The organism is Exiguobacterium sp. RIT452 (assembly GCF_003598705.1).
Taxonomy (GTDB): Bacteria; Bacillota; Bacilli; order Exiguobacteriales; family Exiguobacteriaceae; genus Exiguobacterium_A; species Exiguobacterium_A undae.
The window spans coordinates 48,270-70,998 of sequence record NZ_QXJB01000006.1; the positions used below are offsets into that span (position 1 = coordinate 48,270).

The 22,729-nt window shown below is 49.9% G+C and carries 21 protein-coding genes and 1 riboswitch; of the genes, 6 read left to right on the forward strand and 15 right to left on the reverse strand.

Going from position 1 to position 22,729, the window contains the following annotated elements; translation table 11 throughout:
• Positions 1 to 91 precede the first annotated feature (91 nt).
• Together lipL and D3D03_RS12915 are read left to right on the forward strand one after the other, a co-directional pair.
• The gene (gene lipL / locus D3D03_RS12910) at positions 92 to 916 is read left to right on the forward strand and encodes an octanoyl-[GcvH]:protein N-octanoyltransferase (RefSeq protein WP_026834181.1); all 825 of its coding nucleotides are present in this window, start codon (positions 92 to 94) and stop codon (positions 914 to 916) included.
• A gap of 14 nt (positions 917 to 930) precedes the next feature.
• Positions 931 to 1,779 (forward strand): DegV family protein, encoded by an 849-nt coding sequence (locus D3D03_RS12915; protein ID WP_026834182.1) that lies wholly within the window; start codon positions 931 to 933, stop codon positions 1,777 to 1,779.
• A gap of 112 nt (positions 1,780 to 1,891) precedes the next feature.
• Here D3D03_RS12915 and D3D03_RS12920 read toward each other — a convergent pair whose 3' ends face one another.
• From D3D03_RS12920 to D3D03_RS12955, 8 genes are all read right to left on the reverse strand, one after another.
• Positions 1,892 to 2,302, reverse strand: a complete 411-nt coding sequence (locus D3D03_RS12920) for a hypothetical protein (protein WP_119923776.1) — start codon at positions 2,300 to 2,302, stop codon at positions 1,892 to 1,894.
• Positions 2,299 to 3,822, reverse strand: a complete 1,524-nt coding sequence (locus tag D3D03_RS12925; protein WP_028107163.1) for a flotillin lipid rafts scaffold protein FloT — start codon at positions 3,820 to 3,822, stop codon at positions 2,299 to 2,301. The genes D3D03_RS12920 and D3D03_RS12925 overlap by 4 nt, the downstream gene beginning before the upstream one ends.
• Positions 3,819 to 4,340, reverse strand: coding sequence for an NfeD family protein (locus tag D3D03_RS12930; RefSeq protein WP_119923777.1), 522 nt, complete (start codon positions 4,338 to 4,340; stop codon positions 3,819 to 3,821). The genes D3D03_RS12925 and D3D03_RS12930 overlap by 4 nt, the downstream gene beginning before the upstream one ends.
• Positions 4,330 to 4,581 carry a hypothetical protein gene (locus tag D3D03_RS12935; protein ID WP_119923778.1) on the reverse strand — a complete coding sequence of 84 codons (252 nt, stop codon included), beginning with the start codon at positions 4,579 to 4,581 and terminating at the stop codon, positions 4,330 to 4,332. The genes D3D03_RS12930 and D3D03_RS12935 overlap by 11 nt, the downstream gene beginning before the upstream one ends.
• Before the next feature lie 165 nt (positions 4,582 to 4,746).
• On the reverse strand, positions 4,747 to 5,946 hold the full coding sequence (locus D3D03_RS12940) for a Bcr/CflA family multidrug efflux MFS transporter (RefSeq protein WP_119923779.1): 1,200 nt from the start codon (positions 5,944 to 5,946) through the stop codon (positions 4,747 to 4,749).
• A 13-nt stretch (positions 5,947 to 5,959) separates the two neighbouring features.
• Complete coding sequence (locus D3D03_RS12945) at positions 5,960 to 7,093, reverse strand: YfbR-like 5'-deoxynucleotidase (RefSeq protein WP_026834188.1); 1,134 nt, start codon at positions 7,091 to 7,093, stop codon at positions 5,960 to 5,962.
• A gap of 61 nt (positions 7,094 to 7,154) precedes the next feature.
• Positions 7,155 to 7,910 (reverse strand): TerC family protein, encoded by a 756-nt coding sequence (locus D3D03_RS12950; protein WP_119923780.1) that lies wholly within the window; start codon positions 7,908 to 7,910, stop codon positions 7,155 to 7,157.
• Positions 7,911 to 8,063: 153 nt separating this feature from the next.
• The gene (locus D3D03_RS12955) at positions 8,064 to 8,921 is read right to left on the reverse strand and encodes a TerC family protein (RefSeq protein ID WP_028107165.1); all 858 of its coding nucleotides are present in this window, start codon (positions 8,919 to 8,921) and stop codon (positions 8,064 to 8,066) included.
• Positions 8,922 to 9,227: 306 nt separating this feature from the next.
• On the opposite strand from D3D03_RS12955, the gene folE2 reads away from it, so the two are divergent.
• From folE2 to D3D03_RS12975, 4 genes are all read left to right on the forward strand, one after another.
• Positions 9,228 to 10,133, forward strand: coding sequence for a GTP cyclohydrolase FolE2 (gene folE2, locus D3D03_RS12960; RefSeq protein WP_028107166.1), 906 nt, complete (start codon positions 9,228 to 9,230; stop codon positions 10,131 to 10,133).
• A gap of 135 nt (positions 10,134 to 10,268) precedes the next feature.
• Positions 10,269 to 12,035, forward strand: a complete 1,767-nt coding sequence (locus D3D03_RS12965) for a LytS/YhcK type 5TM receptor domain-containing protein (protein WP_119923781.1) — start codon at positions 10,269 to 10,271, stop codon at positions 12,033 to 12,035.
• Positions 12,016 to 12,711, forward strand: a complete 696-nt coding sequence (locus tag D3D03_RS12970; protein ID WP_026834193.1) for a LytR/AlgR family response regulator transcription factor — start codon at positions 12,016 to 12,018, stop codon at positions 12,709 to 12,711. Before D3D03_RS12965 ends, D3D03_RS12970 begins: the two co-directional genes overlap by 20 nt.
• A 136-nt stretch (positions 12,712 to 12,847) precedes the next feature.
• Complete coding sequence (locus tag D3D03_RS12975; RefSeq protein ID WP_119923782.1) at positions 12,848 to 14,641, forward strand: carbon starvation CstA family protein; 1,794 nt, start codon at positions 12,848 to 12,850, stop codon at positions 14,639 to 14,641.
• A gap of 76 nt (positions 14,642 to 14,717) precedes the next feature.
• On the opposite strand, the gene D3D03_RS12980 is transcribed toward D3D03_RS12975, so the two are convergent.
• From D3D03_RS12980 to D3D03_RS13010, 7 genes are all read right to left on the reverse strand, one after another.
• Positions 14,718 to 15,161, reverse strand: a complete 444-nt coding sequence (locus tag D3D03_RS12980; protein WP_119923783.1) for a GDYXXLXY domain-containing protein — start codon at positions 15,159 to 15,161, stop codon at positions 14,718 to 14,720.
• A complete protein-coding gene (locus D3D03_RS12985; RefSeq protein WP_119923784.1) occupies positions 15,158 to 16,351 on the reverse strand; it encodes a DUF2157 domain-containing protein in 1,194 nt (397 codons plus the stop codon). Before D3D03_RS12985 ends, D3D03_RS12980 begins: the two co-directional genes overlap by 4 nt.
• Before the next feature lie 155 nt (positions 16,352 to 16,506).
• Positions 16,507 to 18,486, reverse strand: coding sequence for a methyl-accepting chemotaxis protein (locus D3D03_RS12990; RefSeq protein WP_119923785.1), 1,980 nt, complete (start codon positions 18,484 to 18,486; stop codon positions 16,507 to 16,509).
• A 137-nt stretch (positions 18,487 to 18,623) separates the two neighbouring features.
• On the reverse strand, positions 18,624 to 18,923 hold the full coding sequence (locus D3D03_RS12995) for a rhodanese-like domain-containing protein (protein WP_026834198.1): 300 nt from the start codon (positions 18,921 to 18,923) through the stop codon (positions 18,624 to 18,626).
• 92 nt (positions 18,924 to 19,015) lie between these two features.
• Positions 19,016 to 20,392: an amino acid permease gene (locus tag D3D03_RS13000; RefSeq protein ID WP_026834199.1), complete on the reverse strand. Its 1,377-nt coding sequence runs from the start codon at positions 20,390 to 20,392 to the stop codon at positions 19,016 to 19,018.
• Between the two features lie 223 nt (positions 20,393 to 20,615).
• A complete protein-coding gene (locus D3D03_RS13005; RefSeq protein WP_119923786.1) occupies positions 20,616 to 21,923 on the reverse strand; it encodes a nucleobase:cation symporter-2 family protein in 1,308 nt (435 codons plus the stop codon).
• On the reverse strand, positions 21,920 to 22,504 hold the full coding sequence (locus tag D3D03_RS13010) for a xanthine phosphoribosyltransferase (RefSeq protein ID WP_026834201.1): 585 nt from the start codon (positions 22,502 to 22,504) through the stop codon (positions 21,920 to 21,922). Before D3D03_RS13010 ends, D3D03_RS13005 begins: the two co-directional genes overlap by 4 nt.
• Positions 22,505 to 22,578: 74 nt before the next feature.
• A riboswitch (purine riboswitch) is annotated at positions 22,579 to 22,678 on the reverse strand.
• Between the last annotated feature and the right edge of the window lie 51 nt (positions 22,679 to 22,729).

Consider the following 22,729-nt stretch of genomic DNA (forward strand, 5'->3'; position numbering starts at 1 on the left):
TGTTCCTGTTCCTTCACTTGCTTCTTACAGAAAGTTTACATCGCCTTATGCTATAATGATGTCGCAAATCCAGAAAAAAAGGAACGAGCCTATGGGAATCGAACTCTTAAAACAAGAACATTATCGTATTTTTGATCAAACGTCACTCGGAAACGCCTTTCATGCGACACAATCGTTTGCGATGGACGATACATTATGCGCCTCCGTCGCTACAGAGGGTGCGGCCATCCGCTCGTGGGTCCACCACGAAACCGTTGTCCTCGGAATCCAGGATGCACGTCTTCCTCATCTCGATCAAGGAATCGACGTTTTGCATGCCCATGGTTTCCAACCGGTCATCCGGAATTCCGGCGGCCTTGCCGTCGTCCTCGATGCCGGCGTCCTCAACGTCTCGCTTGTTCTTCCGGAACGCGGAGGGATTGATATCGACAGCGGATATGAAGCGATGCTCGCTCTTGTCCGCCGTATGTTCGCCGAAGAAACCGATGCGATCGTCGCCGGAGAGGTCGTTGGTTCGTATTGTCCCGGATCGTATGATTTATCGATTGCCGGTAAAAAGTTTGCCGGCATCTCACAACGACGTGTCCGCGGAGGCGTCGCTGTCCAAATTTATCTCTGCGTGAACGGCAGTGGCAGTGCCCGAGCGCAACTTGTCCGTGATTTTTACGCTGCCGCCTTACAAGGAGAAACAACTAAATTCGTGTATCCGACCGTCGTCCCGGAAACGATGGCTTCCCTTGAAGAGTTACTGCAGCTTCCGTTAACGGTCGAATCATGTCTCTTGCGTGTCTATCGCTCCTTGATGGAACTCGGCGCGACACTCACACCGTCCGTCTTGAGCGAAATCGAGAACGAACGCTTCGGTGTAAACCTGGGTCGGATGTTGGATCGAAATGAAAAAGTCCTAGGTGAATAAAGGAGAGAACGAACATGATACGTTTTATTACAGACAGTGGTGCCGATGCACCCAAAGAATTACTGAATGCCTATGACTTTACCGTCATGCCGTTTGGCGTATTGATTGGAGAAGATACGTTTTTTGACGGGGAATCCATTTCGCCGCTCGAACTCTACGCCAAAATGCGGGAAGGTGCCGCACCTAAAACGTTCCAAGTCGAGGTGTCGCGGATGGTCGAGGTCTTTACGGCGCACTTTAAACAAGGTGACCCGTTTATCTATCTGGCGTTTTCCAGCGAACTGTCCGGTACTTACCAAACCGCGACGATGCTTGCAGCAGAACTCGCTGAAACCTATCCCGATGTCCCGTATGCGATCATCGACACGAAAACCGCTTCGACCGGTCAAGGACTGTTCGTCTTAGACGTCGCTGAATATGCAAAGACGCATTCATTTGAGGAAACGAAGACCTATACGGAACAAAAAATCAGTACCGTCCGACACTTATTTACGGTCGAATCGCTCGAATACTTGATGCGCGGCGGGCGTGTCTCGCGGGCAAGTGCCTTCATCGGCGGTTTGTTGTCGATTCTTCCGCTGTTGACGGTCGAAGACGGGAAACTGATTCCAAAAGAAAAGATCCGTGGTCAGAAAAAGGTCATGAACCGGATCGTCGAATGGATGGAAGAAGCACGTCCTGCCATCGACGGACACCGGATCATCATCGGTCACGGCGACTCGCTCGAACGGGCAGAACAATTAAAACAATTGATCGAAGCCCAGTTCTCTCCAAGTGAAGTCTTGATTACGATTGCCGGAGCGGCCATCGGTTCGCACACCGGACCGGGACTGCTTGTCATCGGCTATGATTTGCCGGCCTGACAGCCGCTTGATTTTATTCACATTAAAAAAATCCGAATGATCCCCCCTCTTCTTGATCAGGAAAGGTTGGATCATCCGGATTTTTTGTTTTTTAATCTGTTATTTCACTGTTTTATCGTCTCGATGCATACGGTGTCCGCTCTGTTCCCGGTTCAAAAAGCCCGAGTACCAAAAAGCGGAACAACACATATACAAACAAGAGCAACGTCACCAGTTCAAAGAACAAATAGCCAACGTCTTGCAAGGACAGTCCTGTCCGGATTCCGTTCCACAAGTAGGGAAGATCTATCGTCAACAGACCGATCAGACCGGCAGCCAGCGCTTCCGCCCGCGTCAGCGGATGGCGAAGCGAATAGGAAACCCGCTTGACGTTAAAGATGTTCTGGATTCCGCCCTCTGATGTATAGCCTTTGTACAGCCCGAACGCCGCAGCGATTGCTACGAGGACAAGGAGCGACAGCGGTGCAACGAGATTTACGATGACCAGCAGGAACAGCACTGTCAAGACAACGTTCGGTTTCATTCAGACTTCGTTCCCGACGCGACCGGTTCCCCTTGGTTCAAGTTGACCGTCAATGGTTTCGTCGTGCCTTTGCCCGAAAAGTTTTCGATCAAGTCTTTCACATCGATGCCGGATGATGCTTTGAGTGTTTCCTGCAACGATGCCATCAAGTCAGTGGCGTATCCGGTCACCCGATTTGCTCCGCCGCCTTCCCCGCTTCCTGTATCGACGACCGTGATCTTGTCGATGTTGCTGAGCGGTGTCGCCACTTGTTTCGCATATTCCGGCATCATCCGGACAACCATATCGAGAATCGCCGCTTGTCCAAACTGTTCGAACGCTTGAGCGATTTTTTCTTTCGCTTCGGCTTCTGCAAGACCTTTCAAACGGATGATATCGGCTTCCGTTTCCCCTTGTGCCCGCTCCGCTTCCGCTTTGGCCAGACCATCAAGACGAATTCGTTCAGCGTCGGCTTTCGCGGACGCTTCAATCCGGTATTTCGTGGCATCGGCTTCCGCGTATTGTTTCGCGCGGTCGGCTTGTGCCGCCTGCTCGATCGAGTACCGGTCGGCGTCCGCCCGTTTTTTGACTTCCGCATCATATTGTTTCTCGCGACGGAGAATCTCACGTTCTTCCAGTTCGATTTGCTTCTGACGTTCGATGATTTTGATCTGCATTTGTTGTTCCGTGACTTCCTGTTGGGCACGCGCATTTTCGAGATCATATGCTTGGTCGGCTTTCGCTTTCGCGATGTCCTGCTCGCGGCGGTAATCGGCCATCTTCAGCTGATTTTCTTTTTCCGCTTCCGCAATTTCCGTCGCCCGTTCGAGCTCTGCTTTTTTGGCGTCTTTTGAGGCTTCCGCCCGTTTGATCCGTGTTTCTTTTTCCGCATCAGCCGTCGCGATGTCTGCATCACGGCGAACCTGGGCAATCCGCGGTTTCCCGAGTGATTCCAAATAGCCGTTTTTATCCCGGACATCTTTGATCGTAAACGATACGATGACCAGTCCCATCTTCGCTAAATCCTGAGACGCGACACGTTGGACCTCTTGCGAGAATTTATCGCGGTTCTTATAGATTTCTTCGACCGTCATCGAACCGAGGATCGAACGCAAATGACCTTCAAGGACTTCCCGGGCTTCGCCTTCCCGGTCTTCCTTTGATTTACCGAGAAATTGTTCGGCTGCCGTCGCGATTTCAGAAATCGAGCTGCCGATCTTAATGATAGCTGTCCCGTCCGCCATGACCGGAACCCCTTGCTCCGTGTAGACTTCGGGCGTTGTCACTTCGAGTTTGCTCGACAGTAAACTGAGTGGTGATGCTTGTTGAAATACCGGTAAGATGAAGGCTCCGCCGCCGCGAATGATCTTGACCCGGTTGCCGGATTCATCGGTGTTGACGGTCGGACTATTTCCGAGGTAACTCCCGGATACGATTAAGGCTTCTTCCGGTCCGACTGTCCGGTATTTCGTTACGAATAAAGCAATCAGCGCCAAAATCAGAGCGCCGGCAATGATGGCTACGATAATAATCGGATTCATGAAAACATCTCCTCTTTCCACTGGATGGGATAGGTCATGACATGCGCCACGCCTTGTTTCATTTCAATGATGATGACTTTTGTTCCTTGTTCTAAAGCAGGACCTTCAAAAAGAACGGCTGATTTGGCAATTCGTCCTGATACATCATCGACGAGAATTTCACCGTACCCCGCTTCCGGAATCGGGACGATGACGATCGCACTGCGTCCTTCCAAGGTCTGTTCTGAAAAACTGATTGATTGCTCCGCCTTTGCCAAGGGAACAAAAATAAATAGATGCAATAAGGACGTGACGACAAGGCTGATTCCGGCACTGATCAGCAAAATAACGAGTGAACCCAGTGCTGTCAGATGCTCCAAAGCAAAACCGAAAGCTGACGTCACGATCACAAAGGACAAAATCAACGTCGGATGAAAGATTTGATCGATGCCCGGAATCAAATCGGAGAAAACAACGGACAATAAGACGCCGCAAGCAGCGGCTGCCAGTGCGTAAAGATACAGTGTACTAACGTCCATCTTCGGTCACCTCGACGAACGGACTCGATCCGTAGAGTTGGCGGTAAGCTTGAAGATAGGCATACCGGTTTTCTTCATATAACAATCCGGCCAGTTCCCGTTCCCGAGGACTGTCCGCTTCGCGGCGCCGCCTGTCATACTTTTTTTGTGCCGCATAATGCCGTGCCAGCAGACTTTCAAGTGTCCGTTGATCACGAAGTTCAGGTACCGGCCGTGTACCTGACAAGTGTCGTTTTTTCATCCGCCTGCTCCTTTCCTGCGTGCTGAGCTCACTTTTATTTACGGTCTCTTTTTGGAAATAGTTTCAAAATCCACGGAATCCTTTTTGACTTTTTTCTGGAATCTGAGTGTATCCGCAACAAAAAAAGCCGATTCAACAGGAATCGGCTTCGTTGTCATGATCTGCTTATCCTTTTTTTCGAACGATCAGCAGCATGTAGACGAGAAGTGCCAAACAATCAAGCGTCATGATGATCAATCCCATCGGCAAGGCTGAATCTTCGCCCATCACCCCCACAAGTGGAGAGACGAGTGAACCGACAAGCATCGGCAACAAACCGAGCAACGCCGAAGCGCTTCCTGCCGTCGACCCATAATTTTGCATGGCCAAGGTGAAACCAAGCGTCGAAATCATCCCGACACTCGAGACGACAAAGAATAATGGAATCATGACCAAAATCAAGGAACTCGACAAGGTCAAGGCAAGGAAGAGACCGATACCCGCAAGCGCAACGACCGTTAACGCAATCCGCATCATCTTCTCACTGTCGACCCGTCCGGCCAGTCGTCCCGCGGTTTGCGCCGCGATGATGATTCCGATTCCGTTGATCCCAAACAAAAAGCTGAACTGTTGTGGACTGGCGCCATAAATATTTTGTAAGACAAACGGCGAGCCGGAAATATAGGCGAACATCGCTCCCATGACAAACGCTTGGGCGAACGCGTATCCGAGGAACGTCCGGTCCGATAACAACCGTCCGAATGTCTGGAACGTCGTTTTTAAGTTCCCTTCCACCCGATGATGAACCGGGAGTGTTTCCGGTAACCGGAAGGCGACGGCAATCAGCATCAGTGTACTGAGAATGGCAAGAAGGTAAAAGACAACCCGCCAGTCTCCGAACCGTAAGATCTGCCCACCGATGATCGGTGCCAAAATCGGTGCTGTTCCGTTGACGAGCGACAACGCCGCAAAAAATTTCGTCAGTTCGGGTCCTTCAAATAAATCACGGACAATCGCTCGTGAAATGACGATCCCCGATGCACCTGCCGCCCCTTGAACAAACCGCAAGGCAATCAAGACTTCAATCGTCGGTGCAAAGGCACAGGCGAGTGAGGCGAGCAAGTAGGCGAACAACGCCATCAATAAAGGGCGTTTTCGTCCGCGTACGTCACTGAGCGGTCCAACGATAATCTGCCCGAGTGCCATCCCGAGCATACAGGCAGTCAAGCTCAGTTGAATCGACGAGGCACTGGCGCCAAACGAGCGCGACATGTCGGGAAACGCCGGTAAATACATGTCAATCGACAGCGGACCCAGTGCCGCGAGTGATCCTAAAATTAAAATGAGCGTCAATCGTTTCGTTTGAATCGGTGAGGCGTTTGTCATCGTCTTCCTCCTTTTAAGATGTCACGTAATCCAAGTCATGTAAGACATAGGCAAGGAAAAAGACTACCGATGGATTCTCATAGGCCGTTTGGACTTTCTTTAATTGTGCCCGGTAACCCGTCTCGTATTCGACGCCGTTCAGTTTCCGCTCCATGTTCATCTTAATCAATGCATCGAGTTTGTCGACGACATCGACCATCTGGCCTTCATACGTTTCATCTTTGGCTTCGACGACAAACCGGTGAAACTCACGCTGCATCGATGCCGGAAGCAGATGAATCAACGCTTCCCCTTCCGTCCGCTCATACGCTTCAAAAGCCGCTGCCGTGACAGGCGTCGCATGTTTGACGGGACCGAGGACATCGCCTGTCGTTCCTTCGACCAAATCATGACAAAGCAGACGCGACACGACTTCCGCCGTATCGATCTCCACGCCGTACTTCTTCGATTCAATCAAGCCGTTGAATAGCCCAAGCGATGCAGCACGGAACGCATGCGTCGCATCGTTATCATCAATCGTATTAAAACGGCCTTTCCAGCGCCGGATCGTATCCATCATCAGGACGTTGTCGATGAAGCGCGACATGGTATCTTCCGCAAACACGGAATGGGTCAACGTCCGGATCGCATGTATAGGATGATCTAAAAGCACTGTCTGCAATTCCGCCGTTTTGGCTTTAAAGAACGTCGACCCGGTCATGTCGGCTTCCCGTTTCGCAAACAACATCGCATCAAACGTATCCACCGCCTCGACCATCTGTCCTTCCCGCGAATCATCTTCCGCAAAGACAAGATAGTTCGTAAAATCCGGTTGCAACGACTTGGACAGCAGCGCGACGAGTTTTTCACTCGCTTGTTGTTCCATCGCCTGAATATGCGCATGCAGCGTCGGTTCTTTTTTCGTCCGGTGTTTGATCGGTCCCGTGATGACTTCGTTCATGTCGTGAAACAAAGCTTTTCCGAGTAACGACAGACGATCCAACTTGACGCCGGTCGCCTCCTCTTCGATATAACTCGCCATCAAGCTGAATAACGCGACCCGAAAGCTGTGACTCGCCGCATTATCCGGAAAACGCGGAGCGTACTCATCCCAGCGCGGAACATTTTGCATCCGTGTCAACATCCGAATGAAATTACCGTTTTGCATCGTCATCTCTCCTCATTCAAAAACGGGCAGGGGAATGATGACCCTTGCCCGCTTTTCTTTATTATTTTTCTGTTTTCGTACCACTTCTAAACCAACCTAACACCAAAATCAGTGCGAGGACAACCCAGAAAATAGTTTGCCAAAGTGTACTCTCCGGAAATTCATGTGGTAACACGTCAATCGATGGATGAGCAAGCGTCATGACGACTAACTTCACCCCAACCCAGGCGACGAGCCAAAAGGCAGCTTCTTCAATACCCGGTCGTTTCTGTAACAAGACGACGAACCAGCTGGCGAAGTAACGCATGATGACCAGTCCGATGATTCCGCTGAAGAAGACGACCCAGAATTGTCCGGTGTTCAATCCGCCAATCGTTCCGCCAATCATCGGTAGCGTCGTCGCCATGGCAACCGCTGCCAGCGTCGAATCAACGGCAAATGCTAAATCTGAAAACTCGACTTTGACGACCGTCCACCAAAAATTAGGGGACGCTTTTTGTGATGCCATCGCGTCCGGCACTTGATGTTTGTTAGATCGTGCTTCCACAATCCCTTTGAAGGCGACATAAAACAGATAAATCGCCCCAAGTGCCTGCAATTCCCAAACCGTCGCCAAGTACGAGGCGAAGAAGATGGCGACAAAACGTAAGACGAGGGCCCCAATCAATCCATAAAACAAAGCTTTTTTCCGTTGCTCATCCGGTAACGGACGAACGAGGACAGCCATGACCATCGCGTTGTCAGCAGACAACAGCCCTTGCAAGATGATCAAGACGAGCCCAACGGTCGCATACTGCGTAATTAATCCAATATCCATAAAACGAATCCCCTTTTTGTTCAGTAAGTTTATTATAATGCGGCTTACCTAAAAGAAAAAGACTGAAGGCTTGAGGATGATTTTTCTTTTTACCCGGTCCGGAGGATTTTCAGACAAAAAAAGGCTCTCCATTTCAGGAGAGCCTCAGCTTTCTTATAACTCTTTTTCGACTTTCTTTTCTGCATCTGGATTTGATTTCGTTTTTGGAGATGAGAACCAACCCCAAAGTGCAAGACTGACCATCACTGTCCAGAAGAAGATTTGCCATGGTGTACTGTGAGCAAAACCTTCCGGAAGTTTCATTGCTTCAAAAATCGTTCCTTCGATCGATGCATGGTAGTTCGGGTGTTCGAGTGCGAGGACTGCGAGTTTTACCCCGACCCAAGCAACGATGGCGAAAGCGGCTGTTTCAAGACCAGGACGCTCGGCCAGCAATTTAACGAAGACACGTGCTGCGAATCGCATCAAGACGACCCCCATCAGTCCACCCGTTAAGATGACGACGAAGTGACCTGTGTTTAAGCCACCAATTTCTCCAGTTCCCCAGTTCGGAAGAGCAACAGCCAGTGCGACGGCTGCCAAAATCGAATCGACGGCAAACGCAAGGTCAGCGAATTCGATTTTTGCAACGGTTCTCCAAAACTCTGCTTTTGAGACCGGTTCTTCTGATTTTGGTTCTTCGTCAAGTTCATTTTCGGCGCCATGATTTTCACCAATTCGCCGGGCCTTGACGGTTTTGTAGATATGCCGCAGTCCCATGATCAAGAGATAGGCGGCACCAAGTGCTTGAATCTGCCAAATGTCGACGAGGAATGAAATTGCGAATAATGCCGCGAATCGAAGCACAAATGCTCCTGCCAATCCATAAAATAAAGCCTTTTTCTGTTGCTCGCCCGGCAAATGTTTTACCATTACTGCCAAAACAAGCGCGTTATCTGCCGAAAGAAGTCCTTCTAAAGCAATTAAAACAAGGACGACCCAGGCATATTGAAGTACTAACTGCCAATCCATCTACTTCATTCCTTCCTATACAATATAAGCTAAATTAAGAATTCACACGACACGATAGTTTACACGTTCACATGAACACATACTATATGATAGTATACCCGATTGCAAGCAAGTTATTCCATCAAATCAGCAAACTGTTTCTTTCGAGACTTGCGAGTTTCGTTTTGGGTCGTGTTCGTGATAAAATTCATAGCAACGATATGTCGCGAAACACATTCACGGAATCATCAGACTTGCTCGTCTCTAGCATTCCTGTCATGTTATTACTACTTGCACTACTACAAAAGGACAAAGGGGCCGATCTGAATGTCTACCTACCCGATTACACTGCCAACCAAAGAAGAGCGTCACAAGCTTTTTGGTTCTGTTCCCCCTATTAAAGGAACAAAACCAACTGAAAAAGATAAAATGGTCGATCTGCAAAATACACCAAAGAATTTCTTATTTGCACTGGATGCAGTAGGTATCTCGAACGTGAAACATCCTGTTGTCATTCAAGATGGCGAGACGACACAAGCAACCATCGCGACGTTCGAACTGTCGACTTCGCTTGTACAAGACCGTAAAGGAATCAACATGAGTCGTTTGACAGAACAACTCGACCAGTACCATAACGAAGGCTGGGTCGTCACAAATGAATCACTCATTCAATTCGCTCGTGATCTCGCTGAGCGGATGGAGCAATCAGAAGGACAATTAACAATCCGTTACCCGTGGTTCTTCACACGTAAAGCTCCGGCAACGGGACTCAGTGGCTTGATGAATGCCGAAGTATGGCAAACCGTCAGTGTCAACACCGAAACAAACGAAGCCACATTGTCGGTCGGTTTGACGATCAATGTGACGACACTTTGCCCATGTTCAAAAGAAATCAGTGAATACAGTGCCCATAACCAACGTGGTTACGTCACGATGGAAGCTGCTTTACGCGACGAAGCGGATGACTTCAACTGGAAACAAGAGCTCCTCGACGCTGCAGAATCAAATGCTTCAGCACCGCTTCACCCGGTCCTCAAACGTCCGGATGAAAAACGTGTCACAGAAATGGCATACGAAAACCCACGTTTCGTCGAAGACATGGTGCGCTTAATCGCTGCCGATCTTTACGAAATGGATCCAATCGCGTCCTTCTTCGTTGAATGCCGAAATGAAGAAACTATCCACCAACACGATGCGATTGCTCGGATTACGTTCGACAAAGACGCACAATAATCAAGAACATCAAGGAGCGGGCTTCCAAGTCGCGTTCTGCATAGAAAAGGATGACGGACTTTAAAATCTGTCATCCTTTTTTTCGTTGTCCTCTTTTTCGGTAGCGTTTACACTTAAAGCGAATGGAGGGATGTCATGCTGGAACTCATCCCCTTTTTACTGGAGCGTTTGGGGATCATGATCATTTTAGCGTTCATCCTCGCCCAGTGGGGACCAACACGTCGTGTGCTGAAGCAACCGGAAGCCGGTTGGCAATTCGGCTTGCTGATTTTATTTTTCGCCACATACGGCATACTCAGCAACTACACCGGTGTCAAAGTCGATTTGGCCAAGTTTTTACCGCATACCTGGCTTGATGAAGTGAACGGGACGTCTGCCATTGCGAATACACGGACGATGATCGTCGTCATCAGCGGCTTGCTTGCCGGTCCCGTCGGCGGCACGATTACGGGACTGCTCGTCGGAATCCACCGGTATACACTCGGTGGTTTCACCGCCTTCGCCTGTGCCCTCGCGACCGTGATCGCAGGTGGTGTCAGCGGGTGCTTACGTGCTTATTGGCGTGATCGCTTGGGAAGCCAAGCGCTGCTCCCGATTTGTTTGACCGGATTTTTAATGATTTTTGAAATGTCACTGATTCTTCTGTTGTCTGATCCCTTCCCGGCTGCGATCGAACTCGTCCAGTTCATCTTCATCCCGATGACGATCGTCAATGTGCTTGGCGTCTGGCTGTTCCTGTCGATCATTCGATTGGCGGCGCGGGAGGAAGAACATGTCCGGGCACGGGAAGCGGAGCGCTCGCTGCATATCGCCGACTTGACGTTACCGTACTTAACACGCGGCTTGAATATCCAAACGGCCGAGGCCGTCGCGGACATCCTGTTGCAACAAACACGTGCCGACGCGGTCTCCTTGACCGATCAATCCGTCATTCTGGCGCATCTTGGCGTCGGCAGCGACCATCATCAAGCGGGTGGTCAATGGACGACACGTCCGACCGAACATGTCTTGATGGACGGACAACTCCGGCTTGTCACTGACCGCGATGACATCGGCTGTCCGAAATCAGATTGTCCGCTTCAAGCCGGGATCATTGCTCCGTTGACAATCGGCGGAACAACCGTCGGAACGCTGAAAGTCTATTATCCGCACCCTGATGTACTGGATGCGGTCGAAGTCGAACTGATTGAAGGGTTAGCGAAATTATTTTCGACGCAACTCGCACTCGGTAATGCGGAACGACAGGCAGGTTTGCTGAAGGATGCGGAAATCCGCGCCCTTGAAGCACAAATCCATCCGCACTTCTTGTTTAATGCCATCAATACGATTTACGCTTCCTGTCGGACGGATGTCGAACAAGCTCGGAGCTTGTTACTCGAATTGTCGACTTTCTTCCGCAGTAATTTGCAGGGTGCCCGTTCGACGAAGATTCCCTTACAAAAAGAACTGGAACATATCGAAGCCTATATTTCACTCGAAGCGGCCCGATTTCCCAATCGTCCCTTCGTCGATATTGATCTTTCGGACGGGAGCGAACAGTTGCTGGTTCCACCGTTCATTCTCCAACCGCTCATCGAAAACGCGTTCCAGCACGCCTTCTCTCCCGGACAGACCGGCTATGTGGGAGTGACCGCTTGGACAACGGCCGATCAATTGGTCTTGGAAGTCGTCGACAATGGATGCGGCATCGCACCGGAACGACTCGCCCGTCTGGGTCGTGAAGTCGTCGCGTCAAACGGAACCGGAACCGCGATCTTTAATACAGCAGAACGAATCAAAAGTCTTTATGCGGAAAAAGGGGCCTTCCGATTGACCAGTCAGCCCGGGGAAGGTACAACCATCACCATCCATCTTCCGCTCGAAACAGGAAAGGAGATGCTTCATGCGCACGATTCTAATTGAAGATGAACCGCTTGCCCGCGACGAACTCCGCTATCACGTCGTCCGAGCCGGACTCGATGTCGTCGCCGAGACCGGACATGTCCTGGAAGCGGAGCAACTCGTGCGAACGCTCCAACCGGACCTCGTTTTTCTCGACATCGAATTGATTGACGGGAGTGGTCTCGACATCGCCAAACGGTTGCAGTCGATGCCCCACCCTCCGGCTATCTTGTTTGTAACCGCTTATGATGCCCACGCACTCGAAGCTTTCGAACTGAATGCGTATGACTACATCTTAAAACCGTACGATCCGTCACGGATTGTCCGGGCCATTGAAAAAGTCATGCGAAAACCACTCGCCAAAGCGCCGCGTGTCGAACGGTTGGCGGTCGAGTCGGGAGATCAGTTGAAGCTGCTTTCCCCGCGAGAGGTCGATTACATCGTCGCCGAAAACGGTAAAACCAAAATCGTCACCCGCTCGGACGCCTATCCATCGAATGATACGTTACAAGAACTCGAAAAAAAATTAGCCGATCACCGTTTCTTGCGTGTCCACCGGTCTTATCTCGTCAATTTAGCCGCCATCGAAGCAATCGAACCATGGTTCAACGGTGCCTATACGATTAAAATCCAACAAATTGATGTTCCGGTCAGTCGGACGTATGTCAAAATCTTAAAGGAAGCGCTCGGGATCTGAGTGTTTCCTTTTTTCCGTTCATCGCCCCTTTCCAACGTGTCATCCTTCAAAAACAACCACTTGTCCCCAAAATAAAAGAAAGCGTTTTCATTTAGCGTACACTTTCCTTATACCAATTTACGAGGAGGTCTAATGAATGAGCGCTACCCCGATTGTCATTGCTGTCATTTGTATTTTATTAATCGTCTATCGTCTTTACGGCACGTTCATGGCCGTTAAGGTCCTAAAAATCAAAGAGGACCGGGAAACACCGGCCCATAAATTCGCCGATGGAAAAGACTATGTCCCGACGAACAAGTGGGTTTCGTTTGGTCACCACTTCGCCGCCATCGCGGCTGCCGGACCGCTTGTCGGTCCTGTACTCGCCGCTCAGTTCGGTTACTTACCCGGTCTGCTTTGGCTCCTGATTGGAGCCGTCATCGGCGGTGCCGTCCACGATATGGTCGTCCTGTTCGCTTCGATGCGCCAAGACGGTCAATCGTTATCGGAAGTCGCCAAAAAAGAGCTCGGACCGGTCGCTGGTTTTTGTGCCGGTCTTGCGATGCTCTTCATCATCACAATCACGATGGCCGGCTTGTCGATGGTCGTTTTGCATGCCCTTGAACATAACCCATGGGGAACGTTTGCTGTCTTCTCGACGATTCCGATCGCGATGGCAGTCGGTATTTACTTACGTAAAGGCGGAAATCTCGTGTTCGCATCAATCGTCGGCTTTTTACTGATTCTTGCAGCAATCGGTTTTGGTCCGCAGCTGACAGATACGTTCATCGGCAGTTGGTTTGATTTATCTTCCCGCCAACTGGCAATTGCTTTACCGATCTACGCCTTCTTTGCTGCTGCTTTACCGGTTTGGCTGTTGCTCGCTCCACGGGATTACTTATCGAGTTTTATGAAGATCGGGGTTTTCCTTGCCTTGATCATCGGGGTCTTCATCATCAATCCGGAAATCCGCTTCCCCGCTTTCACGAAATTCGTGGATGGTGGTGGTCCGATCATCGCCGGTCCCGTTTGGCCGTTCATCTCGATCACGATCGCGTGTGGTGCGATTTCCGGTTTCCATGCTTTTGTCGGTTCCGGTACGACACCCAAGATGATCAATCGTTGGAGCGACATCAAACCGGTTGCCTTTGGCGCCATGCTCGTCGAGTGTCTCGTCGCCGTCATGGCCTTGATTGCCGCGACGTCACTCGAAGTCGGTGACTACTTCGCGATCAACTCGACACCTGAAGTGTTCGCGACACTTGGTATGAGTACGGTCTATCTTGACGAAATGTCGCGGGAAATCGGGCTTGATCTAGCCGGACGGACCGGCGGAGCAGTTTCCCTGGCCGTCGGGATGACGTTCATCTTCCGGGCGATTCCATGGTTCCGGGAAATTGCCGGCTTCTTCTTCCAATTCGTGATTCTTTTTGAAGCCGTCTTCATCTTAACGGCAATCGACGCCGGGACACGGGTTGCCCGTTACCTGATTCAGGACTTCTTCGGGGAATTCTACAAACCGTTAAAACGGGTCGACTGGATTCCCGGTGCGATTTTTGCCAGTGCACTCGGTACGTTCTTCTGGGGCTATCTGCTGTTCTCCGGTGACATCGGATCGATTTGGGCATTGTTCGGCGTCTCGAATCAATTGATGGCATCCATCGGATTGATTATCGGAACGACGATCATCCTGAAGATTGCCGACAAAAAGGTGTATGCCTTAACGACATTCATTCCGCTCGTCTACTTGCTCGTGACGGTGACGTTCGCCGACATCTGGATGGTGGCAAACGTCTATGCCAATCCGGCATCTGCCGGCTTCAGCATCCTCAATACGGTGCTTTCCGTCACGATGGGGATACTCGCGATTGTCATCACAATCTCTGCTGTCCGCAAATGGATTGAGTTGCTCAATTCACCACGTTGGGAAAAAGTTAAAAAGTCGGCGTAATCATAAAACCGCTTGGATCATCACGTTTAAAGGTGATGGGTCCAAACGGTTTTTGTGTTTTTCTGAGTCCATTCAACTACTTTCGAACCAACAATTCAGTCGCCCGGACTGTTCCCCAAGGCGAAACATCGGCTTTGACTTCCAGTTTTTTTGCATCTTCATATCCTTTACCGGTGCCTTGTTCGACATAGTACTGGGTCAGCTGGGGAATCGTCACGTATTGATCGTAATAGTCACCGGCAACAGACCCGAAAAAGCGTTCATTGGAGATCCGGTCGATCTTCGCATAACCGTCCGCATCTGTCGTAAACGTGACGTAGACTAACCCTTTCTTGACGGAGTCCTCCGGTTTTAAATCCGGATATTGCAGCATGACATATTCTCCGTACACAGGACTAAACGGATCAAAGGGTTCCGCCCGGAAACGATAGCTGTCACCCAACCAGGAAATCGAATAAAAGCTCAGAATCACACCTAAGACGATGATGATTTGCAGGACCGGAAACAGATACCGTTTCATGACGTCACTCCTCCCTCACGACGTTTTCGGATCCACCACAAGATGCCGGCAATCAGGAATACGAGCACTGCTCCGACTAAGAAAAACAGCGACATATCGAGCCGGTTCCAGGCATAGATGAAGTAGATTGTCAGCTGGACGGCGATGAAATAGAGGAACGGAATCGTCAATCGGCTGCCTTGGCGTTCCCGTTCAATCAAATAGACAAAAGCGAGGATTTCAACGAGCGCCGCGATTAAAATCGCCCGTTCATCAAACCATAACAATCCAAACAGACCGAGCGGCAAAATCCAAAGCAACGGTTGAAACTTCCGGTAGACGAGGTAACCGATTCCGATCGTGAACACCACAAGAGCAATCGCTTCCCCCCAAGGAATCGAGGAATCCGTCGTCTCGGCACGGACCGTCAGATAAATCAAGGAGTTGATTGCGGCGACGACCAGGTAGAGATGGTATAACACCTGACGATGCGCTTCTTCTTTGACGACGAGTAACAGCGGAACGAGGGCAAATAACGTCCAAATCGGCCACAGGACACCGTCATAGGAGACAAGGGCAAACAGTTCGAGACCCGCCAGATAAAGAAACAACCAACTGAGGATCAAGGACGGGAAAGATTGGTTGAAATAAAACCATGCGAGCGAGACAAGGACGAGGAAGACGATCGATGTCCAGTCAAGAAACGTCGCCTGCTCGCTTCCGAATCCCCCGACGCCGGTAAAGATGTTCAGACCGGCGATGAAGGCAAGAATCGCGTATGCGGGATGACGCCAAGTGAAGAAATGACCGAGCGCTGCCAGAAATACGGCCCATCCAATGAAGGATCCTTGCATCGACATATGAAAACTTTGGACCGTGACAATGAGGGCTCCCGCAAACGCGATAATACCGAGAACACGAAAGGCAACGGGATTCCAGATCGTCCGTCGCTCCGACAAATCGGCGAGGACGTAACAGCTGACCATGAGCACCAGGACTAACCCAATTTTAATGAGTGCGGGAATCGCTTGCCAATTTGCTGCTAAAAAGCTGAGTAGGGCCAGACCCACGAATGTCAGGCCGACAATCAACAAAAGCGGGACACGTTTCTTTTTTTGCCGGTGTGTTTCGTAGTCTTTGATCCGGTTGATGGTCTCTGCGTCAATCAGACCCGCTTGTTGCCACTCCATCAATTTTGTCAGTCGTGCCATCGTCAACACCTCCCGATTATGAATGACCAGGCTATAGTTGTATTTTCCCGTTTCAGGGGACGTTCAAGCAAAAAACACCGGAAATCTCGTCGGAAACAAGACCTTTTTCAAAGACAAAAAACGACCGTCACCCGCAGGGACGATCGTTTGAGAGATTAGACTTTAAAACGTGAAACAAGAACTTGCAGTTCTTCTGCCATATCGGACAATGTTTTGGCCGACTGCGAAATATCTTCCATCGAACCAAGCTGTTCTTCTGTTGTCGCAGCGACACGTTCTGCCGCTGAAGAATTCTCATCGGCGATATGCGCGATTTCCGTCGCAGAGGCTGACACTTCCTGGACGTTTGCGGCAATTTCTTCGACTGTTGCCGTGACATCTTCAATGCGCGGTGTCATCTCTTGTGTCCGCAACATGATTTGTTCGAAACGGACTGCCGAATCTTCCGTCGTTTCCAGTCCCGCCTTCGTATGATGCGACACTTCTTTCATCAGGAAGACGGATCGTTCCGTTTCCTGTTTGATGTTTTGAATCAAGTCAGAGATTTGTTTCGTCGAGTCCTGCGATTGTTCCGCGAGTTTACGGACTTCACTTGCGACGACGGCAAATCCTTTCCCGTTTTCGCCTGCTCGTGCCGCTTCGATGGCCGCGTTGAGCGCAAGCAAATTCGTTTGCGTCGCAATACCGTTGATGACATCGACAATCTTTCCGATTTCATTTGAACGGTGTGCAAGCGACTGGATGACTTCCCCGAAGTTTTCGACCGAGGCATCAATCGCCTTCATCTGTTCGACGTTTTTCGCAACGGCTGCTGTTCCGTCTTCCGCTTCTGTTGCCGTCGCGCGTGACAGCTCGGACACGTTGGTCGAACTTTCAGCAATTCGCATGACGCCGGAAGTAATGGCTTGTAAAGAAACGGCATTCCCGTCGAGTTGACGTTTAGATTGACCGGCACCTGCCGCCATCTCTTGGATCGAGCCGGCGATTTGTTCAGAAGCTGCCGTCGTTTGTGTGGCATTTGCCATCAACTCTTCCGAAGAAGCGGCAACTTGACCAATCGATTGATCAAGATTCGTGATGATCGACCGGAGCGATCCAATCATGACGTTAAAGCTTTCTGCCACTTGCCCGATTTCATCGTTGGATTCGACGACGACCTGCTCCGTCAAATCACCTTCTTGAATCCGTTCCGCACTCTTCGTCAAACGGTTCAGCGGACTGATGATCGAACGTAAGATAAAGAATAAGAGTACAGCGGCCAAGACGAATGTCGCAGCGATGACGCCGAGTGTCGTCCAAAGGATACTCGATGATTCATCCGTGATTTCATGGTCGTACAGTGTGCCGGCGACCTTCCAGCCCGTCAGACTGTTCGTCATGAAGTCCATTTGTTTTTCTTCATTTTCAAACAGATAGGAAAATTGTCCCGCTTTACCGGCGTAGATTGAATCGACCCAGTCCCCTGAGGCTGTTTCACCGGGTTTTAATGTCGGGTGACTGACGAATTTTTTATCGGAATCTAAAATCGTCACGTAACCTTCTTTACCGATTTTGATTTTCTTGGCGATTTCCGCGATTCGATCGACATCGACGTCCACCGCGATGACACCACGTCCGTTGCCTCCGGTTTGAGACAAGGTGACCATCATTTTTCCAGAAGCTGCATCGACATAGGGATCGGTGATGACGACTTTACCGCTCGCATCTTCTGCTGCCTGGTACCACGGACGGTCCCGTGGATCATAGTCTTCCGGCATCGACTGTTCCGGATAAATCGTCATTTCCCCCGTCGTCGTCGCATAATAAATGTTGGCGGCTTGCGGGTGTGTATCTAAGTATTCGGTCATTTTTTCTTTTAAGTCGAGGTTCTGCTTGCCCGATTCATATAACGTGCCGTCGATGCGATCCGCAAAAAACGCGACATCCCGTCGCATCGGATCAACGATGTTCATGATTTCGTCATTCATCCGGTCGACACCGGCATGGGCCGACTGAAGAATCTGATCCGTGATTTTTTGTTTGGCTTGACTGTATGAGACAAAGCCGATTAAAAGTGACGGAATCAATAATAAGAGCATAGAGGTCAAAATCAGTTTTTGTTTGATGCTTAACGTGCGTTTTTTCTTTTCTTTCATCTCTCTCTCCCATTCTCGAGTACGATGACTCGTTGTTCTATTCTTTTTATCGGCTAGAATGTGTATTTTTTCACAGCAAATAAAAAAAGAAGAAAATTCCTTTTTGTAAGGAACCTCCTTCTTTTCACTCATTTCAGTTAAGCTTCTTGATCGCCCTTCCAGTTCATCATGCCGCCTTCGACATTAATGATGTCGTAACCGTACTGTTCGAGGAAACGTCCGACGTTCTCACTTCGGGCCCCTGCTTTACAGATCAGATAATACGTTTCGCCTTCTTGCAGTTCGGTATAGCGCTCCCCGATTTCCGACATCGGCAGGAAACGGACGTTTGGAATATGACCGGCGTCGTACTCGTCTTGTTCCCGGACATCAACGACGTGTAACGCTTCGCCCGCTTCAAGCTTTTCTTGTAATTCATCGACATGGATCGTTCTCATAGTAGTTCCTCCTCTAATTTCATCTCTGTTCAGTGTAGCAAAACTGACGTCGAAACAGAACAAAAGAGACCAGCCGAAGCTGATCTCTTAGGTCATTCTCCTGATGCTTGATCAAGCGATTGACGTTTTTCCTTATGCATGCCCCGTGCATAATAAACGGCAATCAAAATCACGTACCAGAGCGGACCGACGATTAATGCGATCCGTGTGCCGGCATCAAACGCCATCAAGACGATGACACCTGCGAGTGCGGCTAACGCAAGATAGTTCGCAATCGGGAAAAACGGAACGGCGAATTCAGCCGTACCATGCACTTTTCGTGCCCGCATTTGAGCAATCAAGATCATCGCCCATGTCCAGACGGCTCCGAATGTCGCGATGCTCGTGACGATCGCAAACACATCTTCCGGCAAGAAGTAGTTCAAGGCCACGCCGACTAACAACGCGACGCCCGAGAGAATCGTTGCCAGTGCCGGGACACCATTTTTTGAAATCTTCGCGAATCGTTTCGGTGCTTCCTGGTTTTGCGACAAGTTCATCATCATCCGTGCCGTCGAGAAAATCCCTGAGTTACACGACGACAACGCAGCCGTCAAGACGACAAAGTTGATGATACCGGCCGCTGCCGGAATACCAAGTGAATCAAACAATAATACAAACGGACTACTGTTATTCTGACCGACTTGATCCCATGGATAAATCGACAGAATGACGAACAACGCTCCGATATAGAACACGAGAATCCGCAAGAAGACGTTATTGACCGCCTTACGGATCGTTTTCTTCGGATTTTTTGCTTCCCCTGCTGTGACCCCAATCACTTCAATCCCTAAGAAGGCAAACATGACCATCTGCATGGCAAGCAAGACACCACCAAAGCCGTTTGGCAAGAATCCACCATTCGACCAAAGGTTTGAAATTCCGACCGGTGTGCCGCCATTTCCGAAACCGATGAAGATGGTCAGCATACCAAGAATGATCATTGCGACGATGGCGATGATTTTAATCAACGCAAACCAAAATTCAAACTCACCGTAAAATTTAACGGCAATGAAGTTGATGCTCGTCATTAAGATGAGTGCACCAAGTGCCCACATCCAGGTCGGTGAATTCGGGAACCATTCTTGCATGTAGATCCCGACTGCCGTGATTTCCGCCATACATGTAAAGATCCAGAGCAACCAATAATTCCAGCCTGTCAGGAATCCGGCTAACGGACTGACATACTTTCGTGCATACTCGGCAAAACTGCCGGATACCGGCTCCCGAACAGCGAGCTCCCCAAGTGCCCGCATGATGATGAAGATGATGATGCCTCCGATTAAGTAGCCGATCAATATACCTGGTCCTGCCAGTTGAATCGCTTTCGCTGATCCCAAGAACAGTCCGACACCGATTGCCGCCCCCAGCGACATCAGCGTAATGTGACGTTCTTCCAGCCCACGATTCAGTTCTGTCTGTTGTTTCATCTGTACGACGTCCTTCCCGTCTCTGTTTGTTTCCTAGCAGTTCCCCTAACCGCTACGTTGTCAGTATAATGAAATTGTGTCCGTTTTGTAAACGTTTTCAAGTGATATTTTTGTTCAAGAACACATACTCGAAATATTCTGATTTATGTAACGCAACGAGAAAGGAGCAACCGTCTATACAAACTAGTATAGCGGACTGCTCCCCTCTGAGAAGTTACAAACCTTATTCAACTTTGGCGAGACGTGATTTCTCCGTGTACGGTCTCTTTTCAGTCAACCGGAATAAACCGTTTAACAGAAGGGCCGTCAACGATCCGGCGACGATCGGACTGTCCGTCAAGACGCGGACTTGTTCCGGCAGTGACGCGACGATTGCCGGATTCATGCTGATGCCAAGCCCGACACCAAGCGCTAAGGCAACGGTAATCACATTATCATTTTTGGCAAAATTGACACGGGATAAAATCCGAATCCCGCTCGCTGCAACCGTCCCGAACATGACGAGCATTGCTCCACCGAGAACGGGTTTTGGAATCAAGGTCGTGAACGTTGCGACTTTTGGTAAAAAACCAAGCAGAATCAAAAAGAATCCTGCAAACACGATGACTTTCCGTGTTTTGACCCCCGTCAGTTGAACCAGACCGACATTTTGGCTGTACGTCGTATACGGGAAACTGTTAAAAATCCCGCCGATGATCGTCGCTACCCCTTCCGCGCGGTAACCGCGCGCCAAGTCTTTGTCCGTCAACTTTTTATCGGTGATTTCCCCAAGCGTCAAGAAGACACCTGTCGACTCGACCATCGAAACAAGTCCAACCAACGTCATCGTCAGAATCGCTGTTGCATTGAACGTCGGCACACCAAAGTAAAATGGTGTCACCATCTGGAACCACGATGCCTCGGCAACCGGACTGAAATCAATCATTCCCATGCCGAATGCGACCAATGTGCCAATCAAAACAGCAATCAACACCGCTGCGGCTTTTGAAAAGACGGTCCCGTATCGGTTGAAGACCAAAATCAAGACAATCGTCAACGCAGCGAGTCCTAAGTAGCGTAAGTCGCCAAAATCCTTTGCGCCTTGTCCCCCACCGATATCATTGATGGCAGCCGGAATCAGCGAAATACCGATGATTGTGACGACTGATCCAAGAACGACCGGCGGAAACAAGACGGCGATCCGGCTGAACACACCGGAAATCACTAGGATGATCAGTCCACTGGCAATCAAGGCACCGTAAATCGCTGTAATGCCTTGCAGACTCCCGATTGCAATCATCGGACCGACTGCGGTAAACGTACAGCCGAGGACGACCGGTAACCCGACCCCTGTATATTTCGTCACGAAGACCTGCAGCAACGTCGCGACACCGCACATGAACAAATCAATTGCTACGAGATACGCCAGTTCTTCACCGGATAAACCGATCGCACTACCGACAATCAAAGGAACAATCGCAGCTCCGGTATACATCGCCAATACATGTTGCAGACCAAGGCTTGCTGCCTTGACGTTCGATAATGTCTTCATACGTTCACCCGGTCAACAAACGTCGCTTGTCCGGCTTCCAGTTTTTTAATCCGTGCCAACGATTCGACGCGGAACCCGGCATCCAGTAATTTTTGACGGCCCGGTTGGAATGATTTTTCAATGACGATTCCGAAGCCTGCCACTTCAGCTCCCGCCTGTTCAACAAGTTTCGCCAGACCAAAGGCGGCTTCGCCGTTCGCCAGGAAATCATCGATGATCAACACCCGTTCGCCTGCCTGCAGATACTTTTCAGCGACGGTGATCGTACTTGTCTGTTGTTTCGTAAAGGAGTAGACTTCCGCTGAAATCGTCCCTTCGTTCAGCGTCAACGACTTGGTTTTCCGGGCGTAGACCATCGGGACGCCAAGACGTAAGGCTGTCATCATGGCGGGGGCAATCCCGCCCGCTTCAATCGTCAAAATCCGGGTGATTCCGGCATCTTTAAACCGATCCATGAATTCATAGGCGATTTCCCACATCAAAGTCGGATCGACCTGATGGTTTAAAAAGGAATCGACTTTTAAGACCTGGTCCGATAAGACCAGTCCTTCTTGTGTAATCATATCTTCCAAACGTTTCATAACTGATTTCTCCTTTTTTGACGAAAAAAAACGTACAGCCGCTACCCGGGGGCAGCCACTGTACGCTAAAAAGAGAGCAGTAACTCACCACCCGTAGTCGGACCGTTACGGCGATCCGGTAGAGACTCGTGGGCCAATTCCCACTATTATACGAGCGTTGCTATACGTTTATTCGTTGATGCGTGATGTGTTCCATTTTACGGAGTTCACTGAAAAAGTAAAGCC

Coding starts and splice junctions, on each gene's coding strand:
- D3D03_RS12985 (WP_119923784.1), bottom strand. CDS start 16,351: ATGGCACGACTGACAAAATTGATGGAGTGGCAACAAGCGGGTCTGATT.
- D3D03_RS12915 (WP_026834182.1), top strand. CDS start 931: ATGATACGTTTTATTACAGACAGTGGTGCCGATGCACCCAAAGAATTA.
- D3D03_RS12980 (WP_119923783.1), bottom strand. CDS start 15,161: ATGAAACGGTATCTGTTTCCGGTCCTGCAAATCATCATCGTCTTAGGT.
- D3D03_RS13010 (WP_026834201.1), bottom strand. CDS start 22,504: ATGAAACGTTTGGAAGATATGATTACACAAGAAGGACTGGTCTTATCG.
- D3D03_RS12990 (WP_119923785.1), bottom strand. CDS start 18,486: ATGAAAGAAAAGAAAAAACGCACGTTAAGCATCAAACAAAAACTGATT.
- folE2 (WP_028107166.1), top strand. CDS start 9,228: ATGTCTACCTACCCGATTACACTGCCAACCAAAGAAGAGCGTCACAAG.
- D3D03_RS12925 (WP_028107163.1), bottom strand. CDS start 3,822: ATGAATCCGATTATTATCGTAGCCATCATTGCCGGCGCTCTGATTTTG.
- D3D03_RS12950 (WP_119923780.1), bottom strand. CDS start 7,910: ATGGATATTGGATTAATTACGCAGTATGCGACCGTTGGGCTCGTCTTG.
- D3D03_RS12965 (WP_119923781.1), top strand. CDS start 10,269: ATGCTGGAACTCATCCCCTTTTTACTGGAGCGTTTGGGGATCATGATC.
- D3D03_RS12955 (WP_028107165.1), bottom strand. CDS start 8,921: ATGGATTGGCAGTTAGTACTTCAATATGCCTGGGTCGTCCTTGTTTTA.
- D3D03_RS12940 (WP_119923779.1), bottom strand. CDS start 5,946: ATGACAAACGCCTCACCGATTCAAACGAAACGATTGACGCTCATTTTA.
- D3D03_RS12995 (WP_026834198.1), bottom strand. CDS start 18,923: ATGAGAACGATCCATGTCGATGAATTACAAGAAAAGCTTGAAGCGGGC.
- lipL (WP_026834181.1), top strand. CDS start 92: ATGGGAATCGAACTCTTAAAACAAGAACATTATCGTATTTTTGATCAA.
- D3D03_RS12920 (WP_119923776.1), bottom strand. CDS start 2,302: ATGAAACCGAACGTTGTCTTGACAGTGCTGTTCCTGCTGGTCATCGTA.
- D3D03_RS13000 (WP_026834199.1), bottom strand. CDS start 20,392: ATGAAACAACAGACAGAACTGAATCGTGGGCTGGAAGAACGTCACATT.
- D3D03_RS12970 (WP_026834193.1), top strand. CDS start 12,016: ATGCGCACGATTCTAATTGAAGATGAACCGCTTGCCCGCGACGAACTC.
- D3D03_RS12935 (WP_119923778.1), bottom strand. CDS start 4,581: ATGAAAAAACGACACTTGTCAGGTACACGGCCGGTACCTGAACTTCGT.
- D3D03_RS12930 (WP_119923777.1), bottom strand. CDS start 4,340: ATGGACGTTAGTACACTGTATCTTTACGCACTGGCAGCCGCTGCTTGC.
- D3D03_RS12975 (WP_119923782.1), top strand. CDS start 12,848: ATGAGCGCTACCCCGATTGTCATTGCTGTCATTTGTATTTTATTAATC.
- D3D03_RS12945 (WP_026834188.1), bottom strand. CDS start 7,093: ATGCAAAACGGTAATTTCATTCGGATGTTGACACGGATGCAAAATGTT.
- D3D03_RS13005 (WP_119923786.1), bottom strand. CDS start 21,923: ATGAAGACATTATCGAACGTCAAGGCAGCAAGCCTTGGTCTGCAACAT.